This is a genomic window from Patiriisocius hiemis, assembly GCF_031846325.1.
Classification (GTDB): Bacteria; Bacteroidota; Bacteroidia; order Flavobacteriales; family Flavobacteriaceae; genus Patiriisocius_A; species Patiriisocius_A hiemis.
This window is the reverse complement of the sequence record NZ_JAVRHZ010000001.1, coordinates 54,961-78,255: the sequence shown is the minus strand read 5'-3', so window position 1 is coordinate 78,255 and position 23,295 is coordinate 54,961. Positions and strand designations below refer to the sequence as shown.

General features: G+C 33.1%; 26 protein-coding genes and 1 riboswitch. Of the genes, 11 read left to right on the top strand and 15 right to left on the bottom strand.

Annotated elements, in window-relative coordinates:
* Positions 1-40: 40 nt before the first annotated feature.
* Positions 41-757 (bottom strand): bacillithiol biosynthesis deacetylase BshB1, encoded by a 717-nt coding sequence (gene bshB1, locus RM538_RS00350; protein ID WP_311331402.1) that lies wholly within the window; start codon positions 755-757, stop codon positions 41-43.
* On the bottom strand, positions 754-1,920 hold the full coding sequence (locus tag RM538_RS00345) for a trans-sulfuration enzyme family protein (protein ID WP_311331401.1): 1,167 nt from the start codon (positions 1,918-1,920) through the stop codon (positions 754-756). The genes bshB1 and RM538_RS00345 overlap by 4 nt, the downstream gene beginning before the upstream one ends.
* Before the next feature lie 94 nt (positions 1,921-2,014).
* Between RM538_RS00345 and hutI the strand changes: the two genes are divergently transcribed.
* From hutI to RM538_RS00325, 4 genes are read left to right on the top strand one after another with little or no spacing between them, the layout of a single operon-like run.
* Positions 2,015-3,253 carry an imidazolonepropionase gene (gene hutI, locus RM538_RS00340; protein ID WP_311331400.1) on the top strand — a complete coding sequence of 413 codons (1,239 nt, stop codon included), beginning with the start codon at positions 2,015-2,017 and terminating at the stop codon, positions 3,251-3,253.
* The gene (locus tag RM538_RS00335) at positions 3,250-4,257 is read left to right on the top strand and encodes a formimidoylglutamase (protein ID WP_311331399.1); all 1,008 of its coding nucleotides are present in this window, start codon (positions 3,250-3,252) and stop codon (positions 4,255-4,257) included. Before hutI ends, RM538_RS00335 begins: the two co-directional genes overlap by 4 nt.
* Before the next feature lie 9 nt (positions 4,258-4,266).
* Positions 4,267-4,725, top strand: coding sequence for a GNAT family N-acetyltransferase (locus RM538_RS00330; RefSeq protein ID WP_311331398.1), 459 nt, complete (start codon positions 4,267-4,269; stop codon positions 4,723-4,725).
* Between the two features lie 36 nt (positions 4,726-4,761).
* Positions 4,762-5,556 (top strand): MBL fold metallo-hydrolase, encoded by a 795-nt coding sequence (locus RM538_RS00325; RefSeq protein WP_311331397.1) that lies wholly within the window; start codon positions 4,762-4,764, stop codon positions 5,554-5,556.
* 21 nt (positions 5,557-5,577) lie between these two features.
* On the opposite strand, the gene RM538_RS00320 is transcribed toward RM538_RS00325, so the two are convergent.
* From RM538_RS00320 to RM538_RS00285, 8 genes are all read right to left on the bottom strand, one after another.
* A complete protein-coding gene (locus RM538_RS00320) occupies positions 5,578-6,333 on the bottom strand; it encodes a LytR/AlgR family response regulator transcription factor (protein ID WP_311331396.1) in 756 nt (251 codons plus the stop codon).
* 2 nt (positions 6,334-6,335) lie between these two features.
* Positions 6,336-6,695 (bottom strand): 2TM domain-containing protein, encoded by a 360-nt coding sequence (locus RM538_RS00315; protein ID WP_311331395.1) that lies wholly within the window; start codon positions 6,693-6,695, stop codon positions 6,336-6,338.
* Positions 6,686-7,036: a 2TM domain-containing protein gene (locus RM538_RS00310; protein WP_311331394.1), complete on the bottom strand. Its 351-nt coding sequence runs from the start codon at positions 7,034-7,036 to the stop codon at positions 6,686-6,688. Before RM538_RS00310 ends, RM538_RS00315 begins: the two co-directional genes overlap by 10 nt.
* Positions 7,027-7,347: a 2TM domain-containing protein gene (locus RM538_RS00305; RefSeq protein ID WP_311331393.1), complete on the bottom strand. Its 321-nt coding sequence runs from the start codon at positions 7,345-7,347 to the stop codon at positions 7,027-7,029. Before RM538_RS00305 ends, RM538_RS00310 begins: the two co-directional genes overlap by 10 nt.
* Before the next feature lie 17 nt (positions 7,348-7,364).
* Positions 7,365-7,658 (bottom strand): 2TM domain-containing protein, encoded by a 294-nt coding sequence (locus RM538_RS00300; RefSeq protein WP_311331392.1) that lies wholly within the window; start codon positions 7,656-7,658, stop codon positions 7,365-7,367.
* 100 nt (positions 7,659-7,758) lie between these two features.
* Positions 7,759-9,096, bottom strand: a complete 1,338-nt coding sequence (locus tag RM538_RS00295; protein WP_311331391.1) for a 2TM domain-containing protein — start codon at positions 9,094-9,096, stop codon at positions 7,759-7,761.
* The gene (locus RM538_RS00290) at positions 9,096-9,725 is read right to left on the bottom strand and encodes a hypothetical protein (RefSeq protein WP_311331390.1); all 630 of its coding nucleotides are present in this window, start codon (positions 9,723-9,725) and stop codon (positions 9,096-9,098) included. Before RM538_RS00290 ends, RM538_RS00295 begins: the two co-directional genes overlap by 1 nt.
* A 67-nt stretch (positions 9,726-9,792) precedes the next feature.
* Positions 9,793-10,206, bottom strand: coding sequence for a DUF2141 domain-containing protein (locus RM538_RS00285; protein WP_311331389.1), 414 nt, complete (start codon positions 10,204-10,206; stop codon positions 9,793-9,795).
* Between the two features lie 230 nt (positions 10,207-10,436).
* On the opposite strand from RM538_RS00285, the gene RM538_RS00280 reads away from it, so the two are divergent.
* Positions 10,437-11,153 (top strand): leucine-rich repeat domain-containing protein, encoded by a 717-nt coding sequence (locus tag RM538_RS00280; protein WP_311331388.1) that lies wholly within the window; start codon positions 10,437-10,439, stop codon positions 11,151-11,153.
* A 60-nt stretch (positions 11,154-11,213) separates the two neighbouring features.
* Here the strand turns inward: RM538_RS00280 and RM538_RS00275 are convergent, their stop codons facing one another.
* Both RM538_RS00275 and RM538_RS00270 read right to left on the bottom strand, forming a co-directional pair.
* The gene (locus RM538_RS00275; protein ID WP_311331387.1) at positions 11,214-12,071 is read right to left on the bottom strand and encodes a bile acid:sodium symporter family protein; all 858 of its coding nucleotides are present in this window, start codon (positions 12,069-12,071) and stop codon (positions 11,214-11,216) included.
* A gap of 36 nt (positions 12,072-12,107) precedes the next feature.
* Positions 12,108-14,030: a TonB-dependent receptor plug domain-containing protein gene (locus RM538_RS00270; RefSeq protein ID WP_311331386.1), complete on the bottom strand. Its 1,923-nt coding sequence runs from the start codon at positions 14,028-14,030 to the stop codon at positions 12,108-12,110.
* Between the two features lie 115 nt (positions 14,031-14,145).
* Positions 14,146-14,396, bottom strand: a riboswitch (cobalamin riboswitch).
* Between the two features lie 46 nt (positions 14,397-14,442).
* Between RM538_RS00270 and RM538_RS00265 the strand changes: the two genes are divergently transcribed.
* The 6 genes from RM538_RS00265 to RM538_RS00240 are packed head-to-tail and all read left to right on the top strand — an operon-like array spanning position 14,443 to position 19,373.
* The gene (locus tag RM538_RS00265; protein ID WP_311331385.1) at positions 14,443-15,573 is read left to right on the top strand and encodes an ABC transporter substrate-binding protein; all 1,131 of its coding nucleotides are present in this window, start codon (positions 14,443-14,445) and stop codon (positions 15,571-15,573) included.
* A complete protein-coding gene (locus RM538_RS00260; protein ID WP_311331384.1) occupies positions 15,573-16,604 on the top strand; it encodes a FecCD family ABC transporter permease in 1,032 nt (343 codons plus the stop codon). Before RM538_RS00265 ends, RM538_RS00260 begins: the two co-directional genes overlap by 1 nt.
* Positions 16,604-17,398: an ABC transporter ATP-binding protein gene (locus RM538_RS00255; RefSeq protein ID WP_311331383.1), complete on the top strand. Its 795-nt coding sequence runs from the start codon at positions 16,604-16,606 to the stop codon at positions 17,396-17,398. Before RM538_RS00260 ends, RM538_RS00255 begins: the two co-directional genes overlap by 1 nt.
* Positions 17,399-17,456: 58 nt before the next feature.
* Complete coding sequence (locus RM538_RS00250; RefSeq protein ID WP_311331382.1) at positions 17,457-18,785, top strand: DNA recombination protein RmuC; 1,329 nt, start codon at positions 17,457-17,459, stop codon at positions 18,783-18,785.
* Positions 18,772-19,008: a hypothetical protein gene (locus RM538_RS00245; RefSeq protein ID WP_311331381.1), complete on the top strand. Its 237-nt coding sequence runs from the start codon at positions 18,772-18,774 to the stop codon at positions 19,006-19,008. Before RM538_RS00250 ends, RM538_RS00245 begins: the two co-directional genes overlap by 14 nt.
* Positions 19,008-19,373 (top strand): VOC family protein, encoded by a 366-nt coding sequence (locus tag RM538_RS00240; protein ID WP_311331380.1) that lies wholly within the window; start codon positions 19,008-19,010, stop codon positions 19,371-19,373. The genes RM538_RS00245 and RM538_RS00240 overlap by 1 nt, the downstream gene beginning before the upstream one ends.
* 67 nt (positions 19,374-19,440) lie before the next feature.
* Here RM538_RS00240 and RM538_RS00235 read toward each other — a convergent pair whose 3' ends face one another.
* From RM538_RS00235 to rpmH, 3 genes are all read right to left on the bottom strand, one after another.
* Entirely contained in the window at positions 19,441-20,022 is a 582-nt protein-coding gene (locus RM538_RS00235; protein ID WP_311331379.1) for a T9SS type A sorting domain-containing protein, read from the bottom strand.
* A gap of 75 nt (positions 20,023-20,097) precedes the next feature.
* Positions 20,098-22,950, bottom strand: a complete 2,853-nt coding sequence (gene carB, locus RM538_RS00230) for a carbamoyl-phosphate synthase large subunit (RefSeq protein ID WP_311331378.1) — start codon at positions 22,948-22,950, stop codon at positions 20,098-20,100.
* Between the two features lie 100 nt (positions 22,951-23,050).
* Positions 23,051-23,212, bottom strand: coding sequence for a 50S ribosomal protein L34 (gene rpmH / locus RM538_RS00225; RefSeq protein ID WP_311331377.1), 162 nt, complete (start codon positions 23,210-23,212; stop codon positions 23,051-23,053).
* Between the last annotated feature and the right edge of the window lie 83 nt (positions 23,213-23,295).

Genomic DNA, 23,295 nt, shown 5'->3' with positions numbered 1-23,295 from the left:
TCTAAATCCTACTTTTGCGCAATACTAATCTTTAAGATTTTTAGATTAAATCATACAAACTTTCTACTGCAACATAACGCTCAACAGTAAAGCCTTCGGCATGCTCAACACCTATTAATCTTCCTAGGTCTTGAGCTCTATAAGTTAAGCTATCTTTAAAGTTGGTACTAGAAATTGGCGTTTCAGGTTCTTTAGAATCAGCACTATGAAATTGACTTTTGTATGCTAAAACAGCTTCTAATTTTTTGTCCAAATATCCAGAAACATCTACCACAAAATCTGGCTCTATATTTTTCCATTGTATATAATGATACACATGCTCAGGTCTCCATTGTTGTTGAGAATTCCCATCTATTGATGTCTCTATTTTTTGTAGACCACTCAAAAAACATGCATCACTAGCTAGTTTACTTCCTTTACCATGGTCAATGTGTCTATCATCTATTGCATTACACAAAACAATATCTGGACGGTATTTTCTAAGCACTTTAATAATTTCAATTTGTGCTTCTTTATTGTTTTCAAAAAAGCCATCAGCCAAGCCTAGATTTTCTCTTACTGAAACACCTAAAATTGTAGCGGCATTAGTAGCTTCTTGATCTCTAATTTCTGCAGTACCTCTAGTTCCTAATTCCCCTCGGGTAAGATCTAAGATTCCAACTTTTTTTCCATTTGCAACTTCTTTGGCTATGGTAGCTGCACAACCTAGTTCAACATCATCTGGATGTGCACCAATAGCTAAAATATCTAATTTCATACCAATTCTTTCTTTACTACACTAGCAAGTGCTTGTTCTATATCTTCAATTAAATCTTTGGGTTCTTCTATCCCTACTGAGAAACGTAACAATCCATCACTAATACCTTGTTTCTTTCTCTCTTCAGCAGATAATAAAGCATGAGAAGTTTCGGCTGGAGATAATATTGTAGACTCCACTCCAGCTAAACTCATAGATTGCTTTATTAGTTTTAGAGCCTTCATGAAATCATTTGCATTAATGCTTTCAATTAACTCAAAAGAAAGCATACCAGTATATCCGCGCATTTGTTTTTTTGCAACATTATGATCTGGATGGTTTTTTAATCCTGGGTAGTATACTTTTTGGATTAAGTCATGAGCATCTAACCATTTTGCCAGTTTCTTGGCATTTTTGTTTTGAGCTTTAACACGTAATGCCATAGTTTTCATACTACGCTCTAGTAACCAGATTGTATGATCACTTAAACTACCTCCAAGATTTTTTGCAATATTCCAGATTGTATCTATATGCTCTTGACTTGCAGCTACAGCTCCAGCACAAATGTCACTATGCCCTCCCATATATTTTGTAGCACTATGAATGCATATATCTATTCCAAAATCAATAGGGTTTTGATTAATGGGTGATGCAAACGTATTATCAATCATGGTAATTAAACCTCTATCCTTTGCTATACTAGTAATCATTTCAAGGTCTGTAATTAGCATTAATGGGTTTGAGGGCGTTTCTATAAATATAACCTTGGTATTATCCTGTATGGCAGATGTAAAATCGTTTCTAGAAAAACCATTTGTAAATGTATATTCTATTCCAAATTTATGAAACTCTTCTACCACAAAATTATAAGTACCTCCGTATAATGTTTTTTGAAGCACAACATGATCTCCCTTGTGTAAAAAGGCAAGCATTGTAGTACTTACAGCCGCCATACCACTACCAAAAATAAGCCCAGCCTCAGCATTTTCTAGCGCAGCTACTTTTTTGCACAATGCTTCCTGGTTAGGGGTATTGAAGTATCGTGGATACCGCTTTACATCTACGCCGTCATATTGGTAAGAACTAGACATAAAGAGAGGTGATATTGCTCCTTGAAATTGTGTATCCTTAACCTCTCCCACGTGGGTGCAAATGGTATTTACGCCAATTTTTTTAGATTTCATAACAAAAAAATTTATCTGCTCTAAGGTACTATTTATTGATGTAATATTGTAATTGCTTGCCCATAAAAAGGTATAACTTTTCTATCTTTACTATATGAAAACCCTACTTACTAATATTTCACAATTATTACAAGCTAGAGAGCCATCTGTAACCCTAGTCAAAGGGAAAGAAATGGAAACACTTCCTCTTTTAAATAATGCTTGGATATTGCTTAATGATACCGTTATTGAAGACTACGGAACTATGGAAAACCTTCCGCAATTGGAAGTAAATGAAACTATAGATTGTACAGGTAAAACAGTATTACCTACATGGTGTGATAGTCATACTCACTTAGTTTATGCAGGTAATAGAGAGCAAGAATTTGTAGACAGGATTAAAGGAAAAACGTATCAAGAAATTGCGGCAAGCGGTGGTGGTATTCTAAATAGTGCCAAAAAGCTACAAATTACGAGTGAGGATAGCCTCTATATTCAAGCAGCAAAACGTCTTGAAGAAGTAATGCAAATGGGTACTGGTGCTATCGAAATTAAAAGCGGATATGGACTCACCACAGAAGCCGAAATTAAAATGCTTCGTGTTGCTAGAAAATTAGGAAAAGAATATGATGTTGCAGTAAAAACTAGTTTTTTAGGAGCTCACGCAGTACCACAAGAATTCAAAAACAATAAAGAAGGATATGTAGAACTTATTTGTACTGAAATGCTACCCAAAATTGTTTCAGAAAAACTAGCAGATTACATTGATGTTTTTTGTGAAGATGGATACTTCTCTGTTGAAGATACTCGTAAAATACTTTCTGAAGGAAAAAAATATAACCTACAAGGTAAAATCCATGTAAATCAGTTTAACGCCATTGGTGGTATTGCCGAAGGTGTAAAACAAGAAGCCCTTAGTGTAGATCATTTGGAAGTCCTTCAAAATAAAGATATCGAAGCACTAAAAGGAAGCAACACAATGCCAGTAGCGCTTCCCTCCTGCTCTTACTTTTTGAGTATTCCTTACACTCCTGGAAGACAGATTATAGATGCTGGTTTGCCATTAGCATTGGCTACAGACTATAATCCCGGTTCTACTCCAAGTGGTAATATGAATTTTGTAGTAGCAACAGCTTGTATAAAAATGAAACTTACACCAGAAGAGGCTATTAATGCAGCAACTATAAATGGAGCGTATGCAATGGGACTTAGTGAAACTCATGGAAGTATTACAAAAGGCAAATCTGCCTCTTTGATAGTTACTAAGGAAATCCCCTCCTATGGTTTTATACCGTATGCCTTTGGGAGTGACCTTATTGATATGGTTTTTGTTAATGGAAAAAGAAGAAAATGAAAGACCTAAAATTATATTCAAAAAGACAGCTAGAAAACCTAATAGATAAACGTGAAGGTGAAATAAAATTTGGAGAAAAAGTTCAAACTGTTGAGACCCTAGAAACCTTAGAAAACAAGACTGCTAAATATGTGTTATTTGGAATTCCAGAGGATGTTGGTGTTCATGCTAATTATGGAAAAAAAGGAACTAGTGCAGCCTGGGAGCAATGCTTAAAAAGTTTACTCAACATGCAAGCAAACACTTACACAAATGCAGAAAACTTATTGGTGCTAGGAGAAGTTGATTGTAGTGAACAAATGCGTACCGCTTCTTTACTAGCACAAGATGGTGCAAACTTTGGAAGTGTTATTGGAAAACTAGTTGAAGAAATTGATGTTAAAGTATCACAAGTAGTACGTGCTATTATTTCTGCTGGAAAAATTCCAATTATTATAGGTGGAGGACATAACAATGCATTTGGTAACCTTAAAGGAGCCTCGGAGGGCACAGGAGGTCCAATAAACGTTGTAAATTTTGATGCTCATACAGATTTTAGACCTTTAGAACATAGGCATAGTGGCAATGGTTTTAGTTATGCTATGGAACGAGGGTATATTGATAAATATGTTGTATTTGGCCTTCATAAAACTTACACATCTCAGGAAGTATATAATCGTATGGAGCAATTTAAAAACAAGATTGCTTTTTTCTTTTTTGAAGATATCCAGCTACGTGAAAATCCAACTTTTAAAAATGCCGTTAGCATGGCACATAAGTTTTTACTCCCAAAAAAATATGGAGTTGAGCTAGATGTAGATGCAATTGAAAATTTTCCAAGTAGTGCAATGTCACCCTCTGGGTTTACTATGAAACAAGCGAGGCAATTTTTACGTTTTTTTGTAAGACACCCACATGTTGCTTACGTGCATATTTGCGAAGCTGTACCACATAAAAACCCTGATCTGAATTATAATGTAGGCAAAGCACTCGCCTACTTTGTTAGTGATGTAATAAGTGATTAACACAAGCTCATGGAAATAGTTTCATACCATCCAAAATACAATCAAGCTTTCTATGACCTCAACATAGAATGGTTAGAAACCTTTTTTTATGTAGAAGATTATGACGGAGAAGTGCTAAGTAAGCCTGATAAGTATATTATTTCTAAAGGAGGGCATATCTTTTTCGCAATAGAAAATGATATTGTTTTGGGGACAGTAGCACTAATGAAAGAGAGCCAAGCAAGCTTTGAGCTCACAAAAATGGCTGTCTTACCTAACCAACGAGGTAATAAAATAGGCCAACAATTAATGCAGCATTGTATTGATTTTGCCAAAAAAGAAGGATTTGACAGGCTTTTTCTGTATTCTAACACAAAACTAGAAAATGCTATTTATATTTACCGTAAATATGGTTTTACTGAAATTTCTGTAGAGCCAAATAGCCCTTACGACAGAAGTAATATAAAAATGGAACTTATACTTGTTTAAAAAGTTCTTACTTAAAACAATAAATTATAACGAATTATGAAAAAATTTCTCTTAGTAGTAGCAGCAATAATTACAATAGTAAGTTGTAAAAATAAATCTGATATCAATACAGATTTTATGAAAGACGAAGAAATCAAAAAGGAAGAAAATACAACTGAGAATACCTTTAAAGTAACACCTATCTCTCATGCCACAATGGTATTAGAAATAGACGGAAAAGTTATTTATGTGGATCCTGTTGGAGAACGTACCGCATTTAAAGAGTTTAAATCTCCAGATTTAATTTTGGTAACAGATATTCATGGAGATCACCTTAATGCTGAAACTATTGAAGCTGTACGTACATCAAAAACTAAAATAATAGTGCCACAGGCAGTAGCAGATAAACTTCCCGAATCACTTAAAACGCAAATTGATGTACTCAATAACGGAGAAACTAAAGAACACTTTGAACTTTCTATTGAAGCAATCCCTATGTATAACTTGAGAGAAGAAGCACTAAAATTCCATAGCAAAGGAAGAGGTAATGGGTACGTAATAGAAAGTAATAATGAACGTATTTATATTTCTGGAGATACAGAAGATATTCCAGAAATGAGGGCGTTAAAAAATATTGACCGAGCTTTTGTTTGTATGAATTTACCCTACACTATGCCTGTTGCTAATGCAGCAGATGCCGTATTAGAGTTTAAACCAAAGAAAGTATATCCATACCATTACAGAGGTACTGAAGGATTAAGTGATGTAGATAATTTTAAATCTTTAATTAAAAAAGGTGCTACTGGAGAAATTGAAGTGGTACAATTAGATTGGTATCCTAGTATAGACTAACTGTATTAATGAGTAACTTATTTACTCCAACCACAATTTAAAATCTTTAACACGTTCTCTAGCTACAATTACTTCTTGTTCTTTATAGCTATTTAGCTTTAGTTGCAGTCTTGAGTTGGTATAAGAGATAATATCTTTTATTGCGTTGATGTTTATAAAGAATTTTCGGCTTATTCTAAAAAAAGTTTCAGGAGAAAGCTCACTTTCTAGCTGCTCTAAGGTAGTGTCAAGCAAATAATCTCTCCCATCTACAGTATGAGCATATGTTCCTTTATTTTCAGAATAGAAACACTCTATTTCATCTACAGCAATCATTTTAATATGCTGCCCAATTTTTGTAGTAAATCGTTTTTTGTATTCTCTTTCAACTGGGTTTGACAATAATTTCTTTATGTCGTCAAAATTGATCTGCACATTTTTTGCTTCGGGTTTAAAGTTCTTAAATTTTGTGACTGCAGCTTTAAGCTCATCATCATCAATAGGTTTCAAGAGGTAATCTATACTATTAAGTTTAAAAGCTTGTAATGCATACTCATCAAAGGCAGTTGTAAATATAACGGCGCTTTTAATAGGAACTTCATCAAAGATTTCAAAAGATAATCCATCGCTTAATTGTATGTCTAGAAAAATTAAATCGGGATGTGGATTGTTTTGAAACCATTCTATAGATTCGTCGACACTATGTAGCATTGTCTCGGCAGTTACATTTAACGCTGTTAGCATTCGTTGTAATCGACGTGCCGATGGTTTTTCATCTTCTATAATGAGTACATTCATTATTAATTAAATTTTGTTCGGTTAGTTTCTTCTTCTTTTTCTATAAACTCTTTAATCTTTCTTTCTTCCCACTTTTTAAATAGTTTAAAACTTGGTCCAAAAACGTATAACCAATGTATAAATAGTCCTATTCCCCACAAAATTGCAGTACTAAAAGTGTTTAGTGTAAACCAGGTATTAAAGTCGTCCATTGTTTGATATCCCCGTACCATATCTTTAACATCAAACATTACAAGTATGATAATTAAATTTATTACCAAATAGACAGCAAGATGAGAATAAAACCCCTTAATGTCTTTAATGCGTTTTTTAGCTTTCTCTATCTTAGCTACATTGTAGTCTTCCATTTTATCTAATTCCATCTTTTAGGAGTATTAAAAAGTGTATCATCATTATCCATAAATTCATTGATTTTTCGTTGTTCCCATCTTTCAATAAAGCCTATTTTTATTTTAGGGCCGAATACTGATATTCCGTGAAAAACTAACCATATTCCCCAGAAAAATGGAGTTGTAAAATATGCCCAACCCGGCATCCAAAGTTTTATTGGACTATTAGAAAAAAGACCCAAATTAGCTGCAAGTAATAGTAAATTGACTACTAGATAAATGCCTAGGTGAGTGTAAAAACCTCTTATCTCTGTTACTTTTTTTTGAGCTTTTTTATATTTTAAATGATCCTGCTTATCCATGTCTATCTCCATCTTGTGTTAGAGTTTGTTGAAGTTTCATCTTCTTTATCTAAGAGTTCTTTCATTTTTCTATCCTCCCAGTTTTTCCCTAAGAAGGGATTCCATTGAAAAGCTTTTGCTGCTTGAAAAAACAATCCAATTCCCCATCCAAAGGCAGCCCATAAAAACCAGGCATAACGCAATTGGTTAGTATAGTAGTTTAATGCTGCTAGGAAGCCAATGAAAATAACATACATAAACAAGCTAGTGTAAAACTTCTTTATGGCAGCTACACGCTCTTTGGCTTTTTGGTACTTTGTTTCTTTATCAAAATTACGTTCCATGATTTTTTTCTAAAAAATTAAAATAAGTCTTCTTCTCTATCCATATACTCTTTAATCTTACGCTCTTCCCATCCTTTTCCAAATATAAAGTTCCAGCTAAAAGTTTCGGCAGCATGTCCTAACACTCCTAATCCCCAGCCAAATATTGGGAAAATTGCCCAAGGAAAGTCACTTCCTATATAATTAAGCCATATAAAAAAGGGCACAAAAAGTAAGTAAATTGCTAAATGATGATAAAAACCTTTTATTTTTTCTACCTTTTCCTTAGCCTTTTCAAACCTGTAGTCATTTCTTCTGCTATTTGTTTCCATAGTATTGATTTTTAAATTACACTATAAAATTAAGGGAGATTACTAGGTTTATAAAAAGTGAATTACTCAATTGTTAGTTTTTTAGGTTGAATTGTAACTACTATTTATCTTCGTCCATAAATTGACGTATTTTACGCTCTTCCCAATCTTTTCCGAAGAAAGGGTTCCAACTAAATGTTTCTGCTGCATGTGCTAGTACACCAAAGCCCCAACCTGCGATAGGAAATATTGCCCAAGGAAATCCAGCATTAGATTTTATGTTAAGCCAAATAAAAATTGGAATAAAAATTACATACATCCCTAGGTTACCATAAAAGCCTTTAAGCTTATTAACATGCTCCTTAGCTCGTTCTATACGTTTATCATTAATATATTGCTCTTGTGTATTAACTGAAGTGCTTGTAGCCTTTGTAAGCATTGGAATAGCAATTTTAAAAACAGTTCTATCCTCAAAAATTTTAACAGGTCTATCTGTAAGTAAATAATACCGTTGCTTGATATTTCTTAAACCTACACCTGTGCTTTCTTTTACAACCTGTTTTGCTTGCACATTATTTTCTATAACTAGATTATCTTCCTCTTCAAAAATGGTAATATGTAATTTTTTTGAAGGCGTTACTTGATTGTGCTTTACCGCATTTTCTAGTAATAACTGAAGCGATAATGGTACTACCTTGGCTTCTGGATTACTTAAGACTTCTGGAGTAGTAAAAACTATACTGTCTTCAAACCGCATTTTAAGCAAAGACATGTATAAATTTGCGAACTTTAGCTCCTCTTCTACTGTTACTAACTCTTTATTTTTTTGTTCTAAAACATATCTATACACTTTAGAAAGTGAAGTAGTAAACTTTGTAGCGGCTTTAGGGTTTTCTTCAATTAAACTAGTAAGAACATTAAGGCTATTAAATAAAAAATGAGGATCTAGTTGATTCTTTAAAGCATCAAACTGTGCAGAAGCTGTACCTGCAATTATTTTTTGCTCTTTTACTCGCTTGTCTTGAGTGGATTTATAATAAAAGAAAACATAAAAAATTACTGTAATTATTACAGAAATCAATATGGAAACTTTATAGTTTTTAAATTCAAGTTGATTTACAAAAACCTCAACACTAAATCCTTTAATAAGTACAATTAAAACAAAGCTTATAACAAATAGAGTGAGCAATGTAATTCCAATACTAGCTAATAAAGCTTTAGTAATATTTTTTATTTTAAACAGGTTTACATCATACTTATGTAAAAAGTATTTAATTACATACATATTTGCCATGTAAAGAGACACGGCATACATCTGGTTATAAATAAAATTGTACAAAAGCTCTTTACCAGATTCAATGTTATAGTTATCTGTTAGGTATAGTATAATACCTAGTATTAGAAATACAAGTACTCCTATAAAAAAAGCTTTACCTAATTCCTTAAAAAAAGATTTCATTATTCTTTACAGTTTTGTGCGTATGCCTGTTTTGCATATTCTCCGCCGGTATTTGGATAAAACTGTCCTTGAGGCTCATACGTATCAAATAATGCCAAAGCTGTTTTCATTTTTTCACAATAAGGCTCGATAGATTGTCCAAAAAAACGAGCGCTTCCCATATCCCACTCAATCTTTCCGAAAGCCGCTCTCGGGTTTTCTGGTTCTAACATTTGTGCTTTACTGTACAATTCACTTATTTTTCCTGCATACTTCATACCATATTGTTGCCCATCAAAGATGACCCATGCAGTATATATTTGTGCCTGTATAACTAATATCTCTGCATTATCTTTAGAAAGTGCTTTGGCATCATTTAAAAAGTCTTGCGCCTTTTTTAATTGAGCAGTTAAGGTCGCTTCATCTTTTTCATTAAAACTATTAATTACATTTATTTGTGCTACATAAAATGGTGGTAGCCAATTATCTGTTTCAACATTTGCAATACGTTCAAACATATTAGCCGCTTCCCATGGTTTACCATTCTGCCATAAATCGAAAGCCTTCTTCATGCCACTTTCATATTTAGATTGACTAAACGTAACTGTAGATAAGCTTATAGTTAGTAGTAAGAGTACTAGATTTTTCATTTGTTTTATTTTTTATAAAGTTAGTAGATATTTTATACTGATTAGATTTTTCTTCTGAAAAGTGGCACTACATTTTAATAGTAATAGATTTTGATTCATCATTATTTATCTCAAATGAAGCATCTTTCCACTTTGGAGGCCCAAAAAAGCCTTTTGCACCATTAGAACATGCATAATCTTCTGAAGGTATCATTCCCATCATCATATTCAATTTTCCATTATTATCTTCATCATGAAAGGTTGAAATGGCATAAGTGCCGTCTGGGACATCTTCAAAAGTTACAATAACTCTGTTATTCTCAATAGCTGAATTTTTTGAAATAAAAGTTGTAGCCAGAAATGTTGCTTCAGAGTTATATAAACCAACTTTTAATGTGCCCTCATTACTCTTAATATTAGTAATAGAAACGTCAATAGCATTTTGAGCTTGTAGCCCTAAACCCGAAATAAGTAACGCTAAATAAACAAGAACTGTTTGCATGATAATTTGTTTTAATGTTATGGAACAAATGTCAAGAAACAAGACAGCACTTTAAATACTTAATGACTCAATTGTAGAATAAAGAGGATGAAATGTGATTAGAAATCTAGCTAAATGAATACTCTAACAAAATAAAGAAGTGTATTTCATCGAATATTTTTGCTTTTTATAGTTAAAAGTACGTAATTTACTACATAAACTACCAACTTTATACTTTAACGCCCCTAATTATGAAAAAATTAATAGTTACACTTTTTGCTCTTGTATTGTCAATTCCAATGCTTGCAGAAATTTCTCAACAAGAAAAAAATGCACTAGTAGATTTATACATGGCAACTAATGGTGAAAAATGGAATAGCACTTGGGATATAAATGAAGATGTTGCTACTTGGCATGGAATTACAGTTACTAATGGACACGTAACATCAATTTCACTACTTTTCAACAATTTAGAAGGTCAAATACCAAACTCAATTGGCGACTTAGCTTTCTTAGAAAAGCTAGAGCTTTCGTTTAATAATTTACACGGTACATTACCTAAGAGTCTTGGTAATATTTCTAGCCTTAGAGTATTTGCAGTTAACGGGAACAACTTAGAAGGAACAATCCCAGCATCTATAGGTAACTTAGTAAACTTAGAACAACTTCATTTATCAAGTAATGCATTTCATGGTGAAGTTCCAAGAACAATTGGCCAACTTGATAAACTACAAGTACTTAATATATTTGATAATAACTTAGAAGGAACACTTCCTGCAGAATTAGCCATTAGCAAGAGCCTAAAAAAATTGGTCATTGCAGAAAACAACATTAAAAATACAGAAAGTTTTGCCTCAATTTTATTATTTGAAGCCGAAGAAGAAGAATCAATATTCAAAAAACCTACAGCTGTCCCCGCTGCAAAAAGTATTATTGCAATAGAGACAAGTGATGATGACGAAAATTAATTATTAGTTGTTTATAATTAATTACCCCTAAAATGGTTCTGACCCCAATTAGAGCCATTTTTATTTTTTAATAGTCCTTGTACCGTAATAAATCACTACACCTCCAGTAAAAAACATAAGTAGGCTATAAACTGCTGGAGCAATAGCAAAAGCTGTATTCCCTAATAAAACAACAGCAATGGTAATTGCTAAAGTTCCATTTTGAATACCACTCTCAACCGAGATAGAAATAGCTTGCTTTCTATTAACTTTAAAAATAATTGCTGAAAAGTATCCTACTAGCATTGTTGCTATATTTAAAACTAACGTTGCTAAACCAGCATCTTTAAAGTAAGCGACAAAGTTTTCTCTTTCTTTAATAACCAAGACAATTATAATTACAGCTAAAACAATAGCCGAAAAAATTTTAACTGGACGTTGCATTTTTTCTGCAAAAGTCTGTCTGTAACGACGTACTAACATTCCAATTCCAATAGGTAAAACTACAATACTAAATATCTGGAAAATTGTTTGTAAAGTGTCTAGCTCAATTAATTGACTCCTGTCTAAAAAATTCTCTAAAGCAAAATTTACAATAAATGGTATTGTCAAAATTGTAATTAAGCTACTCAAAGCAGTTAACGTTACTGATAGTGCTAAATCACCTTTTGCTAAATGGGAAATTAAGTTTGACGTAGGGCCACCTGGACAAGCGGCTAAGATCATAACTCCAATAGCTATTTCAGGCTCTAATGGAAACATTAAAACAATACAAAAACCTATAAGCGGAAGAAAAATAAGTTGATTTACTAAGCCCACAAAAACTGCCTTTGGATAAAAGATAGTTCGTTTAAAATCTGTTGTGGTAAGAGATAGCCCCATACCCAACATAACTATAATAAGTGCAATACCTAAAATAAGTGTACTAGTAGAATCCATTACAATAATTTTTGTGAAAGATACTAGTTTTAATATTTAAAAATCTAAAGAAAGACCAACTCTAAAGTTTCTACCGCGTGTTTGAAAACGAAATAATTCTTCGTATTCTGTATTAAAGATATTAGTTATAGAAGTAAAGAGGCGTATATTTTTAGTAGCTTGAAAAGAATAATTAAAATCTAACAAACTAAAGCTATCCAAAGTAATTGTTTCATTCTCAAAAGTATCTGGATTAAAAAAACTATCGTCTCTCTCACTCGTATATTGAAATTGTAAACCAAAATTAGTTCTTTTTGAAAATGCGTACTGTGCACTTGCGTTTACCTTATGCTCTGGAATTCTTAGTGCAAAACGCTCATCTGCTTGGGTATTGGTATAATTTGCACTCACATTCAGGTTTTCAAAAAATGTTTTTGAAACTTCTACTTCAATTCCGCTAGAGGTAAACTCTTCAGAAATATTTTGATATTTAAAAATAAACAAGTCGGGGTCTACTGTTACAAAGTCCACAAAATTCTTTTGGTTTCTAGTAAAATAAACAGCACTAACCCTTAAGTCACTTTTAGTAAACTCAAGACCACCTTCTATAGTTGCATTATCCTCAGGCTGTAATTCTCCGTTTCCAAATTGAGGGTCGTATAACTGAAATAATGATGGTGTAATATATGCAGTACTATAAGAACCAAGAGCCTTTAAATTACTACTATTAAAGCCTATGTTATAAGAAGGGTTTATATTGTAAACTACATTTGTGTCATATTCGCTATGTATGTTTATTCTAGCTCCAGCATTTATATTTAATCCAAAATCTGAAAAGTAAGTAGCATTTACATAAGGGTCAATAATATCAAAGTTTGCTGTGTCTTCATCTATATTTTGAACAAAATTATTTTCTCCAAAAGGAATGGTAAACGAATTAAAACTACTCAGGTTTACATTAAGGCCAATTAACGCTGTAAACTGTTTTGAGAAGTTATAACTCAAATAGTTATCTAAGCTATACAATTTTGAATCAAATTTTGAAGGAAACGAAGAGCTTATCTCTCGTTCAATCCAAGTATAGCTATCATTAAATACATATTTTCCTTTTGCAAATTCCCATTCAAAGTGTCCTCCTGTTTTTAATTGTTCAGTAATAGATAGATTTTCGGCATCGGTAAAACTAAAATCATCAAACCCAGCTTTAAATTTATCAAAAGCAAAAAACTGACTTATAGTAATAGCTTCACTTATTTTATAGCCAAGATTAATTCTACCATCAAATCTATTAAAGACATCTGCTTCAAAAGCTTCCTCACCTTCTGGAGCCGCTATTGCAGATAATCCATCTGTATATCTGTTACCAAAAGTAGCATTGTAAAAAAAGTTTTCTAGTGTTCCATTAACCGCAACATTATTTATTACGGAAGCAAGTTTGTAATTCGCTTTGCCTTCACTAGATTGATTACTCGCTAAAGAGGTAGTGAAATTGGCTGCTATTTTCTTTATTGAAGCCTTTTTAGTTGTAATATTTATTACAGCTGTCGCAGCGCCACTCCCATACAATACACTTGAAGCTCCTTTTATAATTTCTATCTCTTCAATAGTACTAGCAGGTAGTAAACGTAAATCATAATCGTTAGCAATTTGCGAGGGGTCATTAAGTTGAACTCCATCTACCATAATTACAACTTGCCTATTATTTCCTCCTCTCACAAAATAACTTAAATTTTGCCCATCATTGCTTCGGCTTCCGTTTATTTCAATTCCAGAAACTGTATTAATAATGCTGGCTACACTTTTACCTGCTTGTTGTTGCAGTTGTTGAGAAGAAATTTTGGTAATTACTTTACCAGAGTTTTTACGAGCAATAGGAACCTTGGTATCAATAAATACCGAATCTAATGCTTCTACTTGTTGTGTTTGTTGTCCAAAGGCAACTAAGGATGTAAATAAACATCCAATTAATAATTTTTTCATAATTAAGTCTGCTATTAACAGAGTTTTTATGAGAAAAAGTAGATTTTATTGAATAAAACAATACCACCTCAGGTAGTAGGCTAACCATTTAAATCTAAACCTTTATCCCGAAAGTTTGACAATATAAATTATGGCAGGTCTCCTGGCTTGTCTGTTGTACACCTTCCCATCATAAATCCATGAAAACAGATTGCATTACACAACTTTATTTACAATAGATACCTGTCTTTGCAGGTATGATAGTGGTTCAAGAAATACAAAATACGAAGTTCTCGTATCGACTTACAGTTGCGGGAACAGCTTTGGATTTTAACCAAATTCCCTTTTAATGACGTGTAAACGCCAACCAAAATTCGGTGCGAAAATAAGTTTTTTAATTAGTTGTACCTATTTAAAACTATTATTTTTGGGCATGCATAAATGTATTCTACCCTTTCTAATTTTTACATTGCTAACTGCTTGTAAACAAGAAAAAAAAGAAATTACTGTTACTGGATCGTTACCTGCTACTATTAAGTATGCCGAAGGTTTTAGTGTTGAGAAAAACAATAATCTTACTATTATACATATTACAAATCCGTGGCCAGGAGCAGACAACACTTATACGTATGCACTAGTCGAAAAAGGTACAGACATAAAAAAATTAGATGGTATTGATGCTATTGTAGAAACTCCTATTGAAAATATAGTTGTCACCTCAACCACGCACATCCCCTCATTAGAAATGCTAGGAGAAACTAACAGTCTTATTGGTTTTCCAAATTTAAATTATATTTCTTCAGAAAAAACTAGACAAGCTATTAATACAGGAAATATTAAAGAGCTTGGTAAAAATGAAGATATTAATACTGAAGTTTTAATTGATCTTTCTCCAGATGCTGTTGTTGGGTTTGCAGTAGATGGAAACAATACCACATTTGCAACAATACAAAAAACAGGCATTCCAGTTTTATATAATGCAGATTGGACCGAAACTCATCCGCTGGGCAAGGCTGAATGGATTAAATTTTTTGGAGCATTATATGGCAAACAGAAGGAAGCAGATAGCATTTTTAATACTATTGAAGCCAATTACCTTTCAGCAAAAAAGATTGCAGCACAAGCCACTAAAACCCCTACAGTATTAAGTGGAGCTATGTATAAAGATGTCTGGTACCTTCCACAAGGAGGTAGTTGGGCGGCACAGTTTATAGCAGACGCAAATGGAAGATATCTTTGGAGTGATAGTGGTGGCACAGGAAGTATCTCTGCAAACCTTGAAACAGTTTTAGAAAAAGGAAAAGAAGCACAATACTGGATTGGTCCTGGACAATTTACAAGTCTTGAGCAATTAGCGGAGACACATACTGTTTATACTCAATTTGACGCTTTTAAAAATAAAAATGTATATAGTTTTACCAACAAAAAAGGGGGAACAGGCGGTGTTTTATATTACGAATTAGCTCCAAATAGACCTGACATAGTTTTAAAAGACATTATTAAAATTTTGCATCCAGATTTACTTCCAGGACATAGTCTCTATTTTTTCAGTACTTTAGAATAGTGCAAGCTACCCAAACATATCGTGGTTATTTTATAATTCTTACCGTATTGGTTTTCCTTGCTTTTATGATAAATATTAGTTTAGGTTCGGTTACCATTCCAATAGACGAAGTATTTTCGGCATTATTTGGCCAAAACGCATCTAAAGAAACTTGGAATTATATAGTTACTCAATATAGATTACCTAAGGCTATAACTGCAATTATTACAGGCAGCGGACTAGCTATTTCTGGATTATTAATGCAAACGTTGTTTAGAAACCCATTGGCAGGTCCTTTTGTTCTAGGCTTAAGTAGCGGAGCAAGCTTAGGCGTTGCAATTTTAATTTTAGGTGCCGGTGCTTTTGGAGGTTTTATGAGTAGTGTTTTGCTAAGTGAATGGAGTCTTGTTATTGCTTCTGCTTTAGGAAGTTTTTTAGTGCTTTTAGCAGTTTTAGCAATCACCTTTAGAGTAAAAGACACTATGGCTATTTTAATTATAGGGCTTATGTTTGGAAGCGTTACTGCAGCAGTAGTTGCGGTTCTCTCCTATTTTAGTAACGCAGAGCAATTACAGCAATATGTATTTTGGAGTTTTGGAAGTCTAGGAAATCAATCATGGCAAGGAATTTTAATTTTATGTATTTGCTTTGGTGTTGGATTACTTATTAGCCTTAGAACTAGTAAATCTCTAAACGCATTACTATTAGGAGAAAATTATGCGAAAAGCATGGGGCTACACATAAAAAAAACAACACTTTTGGTAATTTTTGCCACCAGTATTTTGGCAGGTAGTATTACTGCTTTTGCTGGACCAATTGCTTTTGTAGGGTTAGCAGTACCACACCTAACTAGACAGTTTTTTAAAACTTCTAATCATTTTATATTACTGCCAGCTGTAATCCTTTCTGGAAGTTTGTTATTATTATTATGCGATACCCTTGCGCAACTCCCTTTTTCTGAATATACTTTACCAATTAATGCCATAACTTCAATTATTGGAGCACCAGTAGTAATTTGGTTATTAGTTAGAAAACGTAAACTATTGTTTTAATGACTTCAGAAGAAAGACATACCGTTATACGTGTTGAAGAACTATCTATTGGGTACTTTACAAAGAAAAATGAGAGTATTATATCTCAAGCTATTAGCCTTTCAGCAAAGCAAGGAGAGCTTATAGCTATTGTAGGTCCAAATGGTGCTGGGAAATCTACTCTTCTAAGAACACTATTAGGTATGCAACCAAAAATTTCTGGTCGTATAGAAGTTAAACAGCTAGCTTTAGAAAGTTATAATTCGCATGATTTAGCCCAGCAGATAAGTGTTGTATTAACTGAAGCTCCTGCATCAAAAAACCTAAGCGTTTTAGAATTTGTTTCACTTGGTAGGCAGCCCTATACTAATTGGATTGGCGCATTAGCTCAAAAAGATAAAGAAGCTATAGCAAAAGCACTACAACTTACAGAAACAGAAACCTTATCGCATAAAAACTGCTTTGAGTTAAGTGATGGCCAATTGCAGCGGGTAGCTATTGCAAGAGCATTAGCACAAGATACACCCATTATATTTCTTGATGAACCAACTACTCATTTGGATTTATACCACAAAGCCTATTTGTTTAAACTTTTAAAGAAGCTCTGCAAAGAAGAAAATAAAACAATTATTTTTTCTACGCACGAAATTGACCTTGCCATACAGTTAACAGACAAAATGCTAATCTTGCATAACAAAAAAAGTCATTTTGAGAGTCCTTGTAATCTCATTGAAGCAAAAAAATTTGCTTCTCTTTTCCCTGAAGAGATTATTGGTTTTGATGCAAAAACAGGTCGATTTGTTATCAAAGAATAAACCCTTTAAAAAAAACAAACTGCGTATCTTTACATACAGACTTTAAAAAAATTACACATTGAGTGAATTATTTATCTTTTTACTACTAGGTGCTATTAGCCTTCTTGTTGGAGCTTTTTTAGGAAACTACTTTGCGCGTTTAAAACAAAAAACAGAAACCAGTAAATTAGAAGAGCGTATTTATTATGCAAAATCACAAATTGAAAAACTTGAGGAAACGTATGATAAAGCAATACAGGCTCAAGAAGGTATTCGTTTAGAAAAAGAAGAAATTAATCTAGAGCTCACTAAGAGCAAAAATATTATTGAGCATTTAGAGAACAAGGTTAAAGAAGAAAAACTCGCTATTGAAAAACTACAAGAAAAATTTACTAAAGACTTTGAAATTCTTGCTAATAAAATATTAGAAGACAAGTCTACAAAGTTTACAAAACAAAACAAGGAGAGTCTTGAAGTTATTTTAAATCCTCTTCAAGAAAAAATAAAAACTTTTGAAAAACGAGTTGAGGATACCCATAAAGAAAGTATAGACAGGCATGCCATGCTTCGCCAACAAATAATTGGTTTAAAAGAACTTAATGAACAAATGAGTAAGGAAGCTACAAACCTTACCAAAGCCTTAAAAGGGGATAGTAAAATACAAGGAAACTGGGGTGAATTAGTATTAGAACGTGTGTTAGAAAAATCTGGTCTTGAAAAAGACAGAGAATATTTTGTACAAAACAGTTTTACTACAGATGATGGAAAGCGAGTACTGCCAGATGTGGTACTTCATCTTCCTGATAATAAAAAAATGATTATTGATAGTAAAGTCTCTTTGGTTGCTTATGAGCGTTATGTAAATGAAGAGGAAGAAGACCAGCGAAGCACTTATTTAAAACAGCATATTGCTTCATTAAGAAAACATATTGAGCAGTTAAGTGAAAAAAACTATCAAGATATTTACAAGATAGAAAGTCCTGATTTTGTATTATTATTTGTTCCTATTGAACCTGCATTTGCGGTTGCCATTAACCAAGACACCAACTTATACAACTGGGCTTTTGAGAAAAACATTGTTATAGTGACTCCTTCTACCCTATTGGCTACATTACGAACTATTGATAGTATGTGGACTAATGAAAAACAACAACAAAATGCCTTAGAAATTGCCACACAAGCAGGTAGACTATATGATTCCTTTGTTAGACTTAGTGATGATTTATTAAAAGTTGGTTCTCAAATGGATACAGCCAAAAATACGTATGCAGGTGCTATGAAAAAGCTTTCAGAAGGAAGAGGTAATCTAGTTTCTAGAGTAGAGAATCTTAAAAAATTAGGAGCTAAAGCAAGCAAACATATTGACCAAAAACTATTAGATAGATCTCAAGAAAATGAAATTGATTAAATGGTTAGTAATAGTATTTGATTCTTTTTTAATATTTAGAAATTTAATTTTATCAATAGGGTTTGTAGTAGGAGGCATCTACTTAATTTATAATTCTCAAACAGAATACTTTGAAAAATCCTATCAAAAATCTATGACGCTTGCATTTGGTATCATAATTTTAATTATAGGTGTTCTTTTCAATCTAGCAATTTATTATAACCCTAAGAAGAATAAAAGATAATGACTAGGTCAAAAATATCACAAGTAATTACCGTACTCCCATCTCAAGATATTAAACGTGACATTGAGTGGTATAGCAAATATGTTGGTTTTGACTTTTCATTTGGAGATACTATGTATGCTGGTATTATAAGAGGTGATACAGAGCTTCATTTACAATGGCATGCAGATACTGAAAAAGACCCATTACTAGGTGGATCGGTTGTGAAATTCTTTGTTGATGACATCACACCCTTTTTTGAAGAGTTCGTAAAAAGAGGCACTATTGTAAAAGAAAAATTAAGGAGAAACACTCCTTGGGGCACTCACGAATTTGGGTTTTATGACTTAAATACCAATGCTATCTTCTTTGTTCAGGATATATAAAAAAATCCCGCATTTGCGGGATTATTAATGAGTTTTAAATACTAAATAATGTCTTTAATAAGCTTTCTTATTTCTTATTAATCTTAATAGTAGCAGTTAAATCATCTGCAACAATCCTAACAAAATACATTCCAGTAGTTAAATAAGAAGTTTCTAAATGTGTGTAAGTACCTTCTCCAAGTCCTTGTCCTACTTTTTTACCTTGTAGGTTAAAAATTTCATACGTATCAAACTTGTATAAAGATTCAATAATTAACTTGTCTTCAACTGGGTTAGGATAAAAGTTAATGTTTTGTTCAAACTTATCTTGGACAGATAAAATTTCTTCAACAGTAATAGTACCAAACATATTATTAGGATGGACATCACATTGGTAAGGGTTTTCACCAAGTACTGTAAAAGTGTACATAAATTCTGTTCCTTCTCCAGTTATAATACTACTATCAAAGTCTTCTACGCTACCTGCTAAACTAGTAACACTATGCGGTGCTCCATTAGACCAAGTCCAAAGTACAGTATCTCCTTGTTCAATAGTAAAACTTGCAGCTGCACCCATCACTCCTTGTTCCCAATCAAGTTCAAAAGTGGTTTGTGCTGAAAGCTGTGCGGCAGATAAAATTGCCATAAAAAGTAAAGTAATCTTTCTCATAATCAATATTTTAGTTATAACAATATAACGTAAATTATTGAATAATGGTTTTATAAAAACTACTGTAAATAAAATTTACTTGCTTAAGTACATTTTTCGCCTTGCGTACAAATCGTAAAAATCATCATCTTTAAGACTTTCAATAAACAATATGCTCTCTCCAGTACTCTTCATTTCTGGCCCTAATTGTTTATTCACATTAGGAAATTTATTAAAGCTAAATACAGGCTGTTTTATAGCATATCCTTCAAGTTGAGGGTTAAAATTGAAGTCTTTTATCTTACTATGACCTAACATTACTTTTGTTGCATAATTTACATATGGCTCACCATAGGCTTTTGCAATAAAAGGCACCGTTCTAGAGGCTCTTGGGTTTGCTTCAATGATGTATACCATGTCATCTTTAATTGCAAATTGGATATTTATTAAACCAACCGTGTTTAATGCTTTTGCAATTTTCTTAGTGTGGTCTTTAATCTGTTGCATAACAAACTCTCCCAAATTAAATGGTGGAAGCGTAGCGTTTGAGTCTCCAGAGTGAATACCACAAGGCTCAATATGCTCCATTATACCAATGATATAAACATCTTCTCCATCACAAATAGCATCTGCCTCTGCTTCAATAGCGCCATCTAGGTAATGGTCTAAAAGTAATTTGTTGTTAGGGATTTTTCTAAGTAAGTCAACAACGTGTTCTTCTAATTCCTTTTTATTAATTACAATCTTCATTCCCTGTCCACCAAGTACATACGAAGGTCTAATTAATAATGGAAAGTCTAACTCATCGGCAAGTTGTAATGCTTCGTCTGTTGTTTCTGCAGTTCCAAATCTTGGATATGGGATATTATTTTCCTTTAATAAGGTAGAAAAGCTTCCTCTATCTTCAGCTAAGTCAAGAGATTTATAGCTAGTACCCATTACTTTAATTCCATATCTGTCTAACTTTTCGGCTAATTTTAAAGCTGTTTGACCTCCAAGCTGTACAATTACTCCTTCTGGGTTTTCATGACGAATTATATCATAAATATGCTCCCAGAAAACAGGCTCAAAGTAAAGCTTATCTGCCACATCAAAATCTGTAGAAACAGTTTCTGGATTACAGTTAATCATTATAGTTTCATAGCCCACTTCACTTGCAGCTAGCACTCCATGTACGCAGCAGTAATCAAACTCTATTCCTTGTCCAATTCTGTTTGGACCAGAACCAAGTACAATAATTTTTTTCTTATCGGTTACAGTACTGTCATTCTCTACATAACGTTTTCCATCTGCGGTTTCTACTTCACTTTCAAAAGTTGAATAATAATATGGTGTCTGAGCCTTAAACTCTGCAGCACAGGTATCCACAAGCTTATATACTCGTTGGATACTCATTTCTTCACGCTTTTTATAGACTTGGCTTTCTAAACATTTAAGCATATGAGCTATTTGCCTATCCCCGTATCCTTTTTGTTTTGCCTCTAACAATAATTCTCTTGGAAGAGTATCTAGAGTAAAGTTTGAGATTTCTTTTTCTAACATGTACAGCTCTTCATATTGACGCAAGAACCACATATCTATCTTAGTAATTTCATGAATACGACTTAGGGGTATCCCCATTTGTATTGCATCATAAATCACAAAGACACGATCCCAACTAGCATGCTGTAACTTCTCTAGGATTTGTTCATAGTCTGTATAACTTTTTCCATCTGCTCCTAATCCATTACGCTTAATTTCTAGGGACTGTGTAGCTTTATGCAACGCCTCTTGAAAAGAACGGCCTATTCCCATAACTTCACCAACAGCTTTCATTTGTAACCCTAGTGTTCTATCACTTCCTTCAAATTTGTCAAAATTCCATCGTGGTATTTTTACAATCACATAGTCTAAGGTAGGTTCAAATAGTGCTGAAGTAGATTTTGTAATCTGGTTACTTAATTCATCTAAATTATAACCTATCGCTAACTTTGCAGCAATTTTTGCAATTGGATATCCAGTTGCTTTACTAGCTAACGCCGAGGAACGTGACACACGTGGATTAATCTCGATAGCAATAATTTCTTCTTTTTCATCAGGACTGACAGCAAATTGCACATTACAGCCACCAGCAAAATCTCCAATACTTCGCATCATATGGATTGCCATATCTCGCATTTTTTGGAAAGTTCGGTCAGACAATGTCATTGCTGGCGCAACCGTTATAGAGTCTCCCGTATGAATCCCCATAGGATCCATATTCTCAATCGTACATATAATAACAACATTATCGTTATTATCACGCAATAATTCTAGCTCATATTCTTTCCAGCCCATCATTGCTTTATCAATCATCACCTCATGAATAGGAGATATTTCTAGGCCTCGTTCTAAATTTTTATCAAAATCTTCGTCATTATATACAATGGCTGCACCAGCACCTCCTAAAGTGTAGGAAGCTCGGATACATAACGGAAAACCAAACTCTTGAGCAATTTCTTTTCCTTTAAGGTATGATGTAGCAGTAGCCTGTGGTGCCATAGGAACACCTATCTGTTCCATAAGGTTTCTAAACTGTTCTCTATCTTCAGTAATATTAATAGCATCTATATCAACACCAATAATATCAACATTAAAATCTTTCCAAATTCCTTTCTCATCAGCTTCAATACAAAGATTTAATGCTGTTTGACCACCCATTGTAGGTAAAACTGCATCAATTTGTGGGTGTTCTTTTAAGATTTTTATAATAGACTTTGTATTCAATGGCAACAAATACACATGATCTGCCATTGAAGGGTCTGTCATTATAGTAGCTGGGTTAGAATTAATTAAGATGGTTTCAATACCATCCTCTCTAAGAGATCTAAGTGCTTGAGATCCAGAATAGTCAAATTCACATGCTTGTCCAATAATTATAGGACCAGACCCTATAATTAAGATAGATTTTAATTGAGTGTTTTTAGGCATAGAAGTATAATTTTCTAAGGTATAAAATTACGATAGGTTAGGGTATAAAAAAAAGGTGTTGCTTTTAAAACAACACCTTTTTATTTATGACTTATCAACATTATTTTTTGTGACGAGTTTCAGAAGATACAGATAACTTCTTTCTGCCTTTCGCTCTACGCGAAGCCAGAACTTTTCTTCCGTTTACAGAAGCCATACGCTCTCTAAAACCATGTTTGTTTCTTCTCTTTCTCTTTGATGGCTGAAATGTTCTCTTACTCATTTTTATAGTACTTTATCTTCTGAAAAATCTTTTTCTTAAATTTTTAGGAAATACGCTCCTAAAAGTCGGGTGCAAATATACAA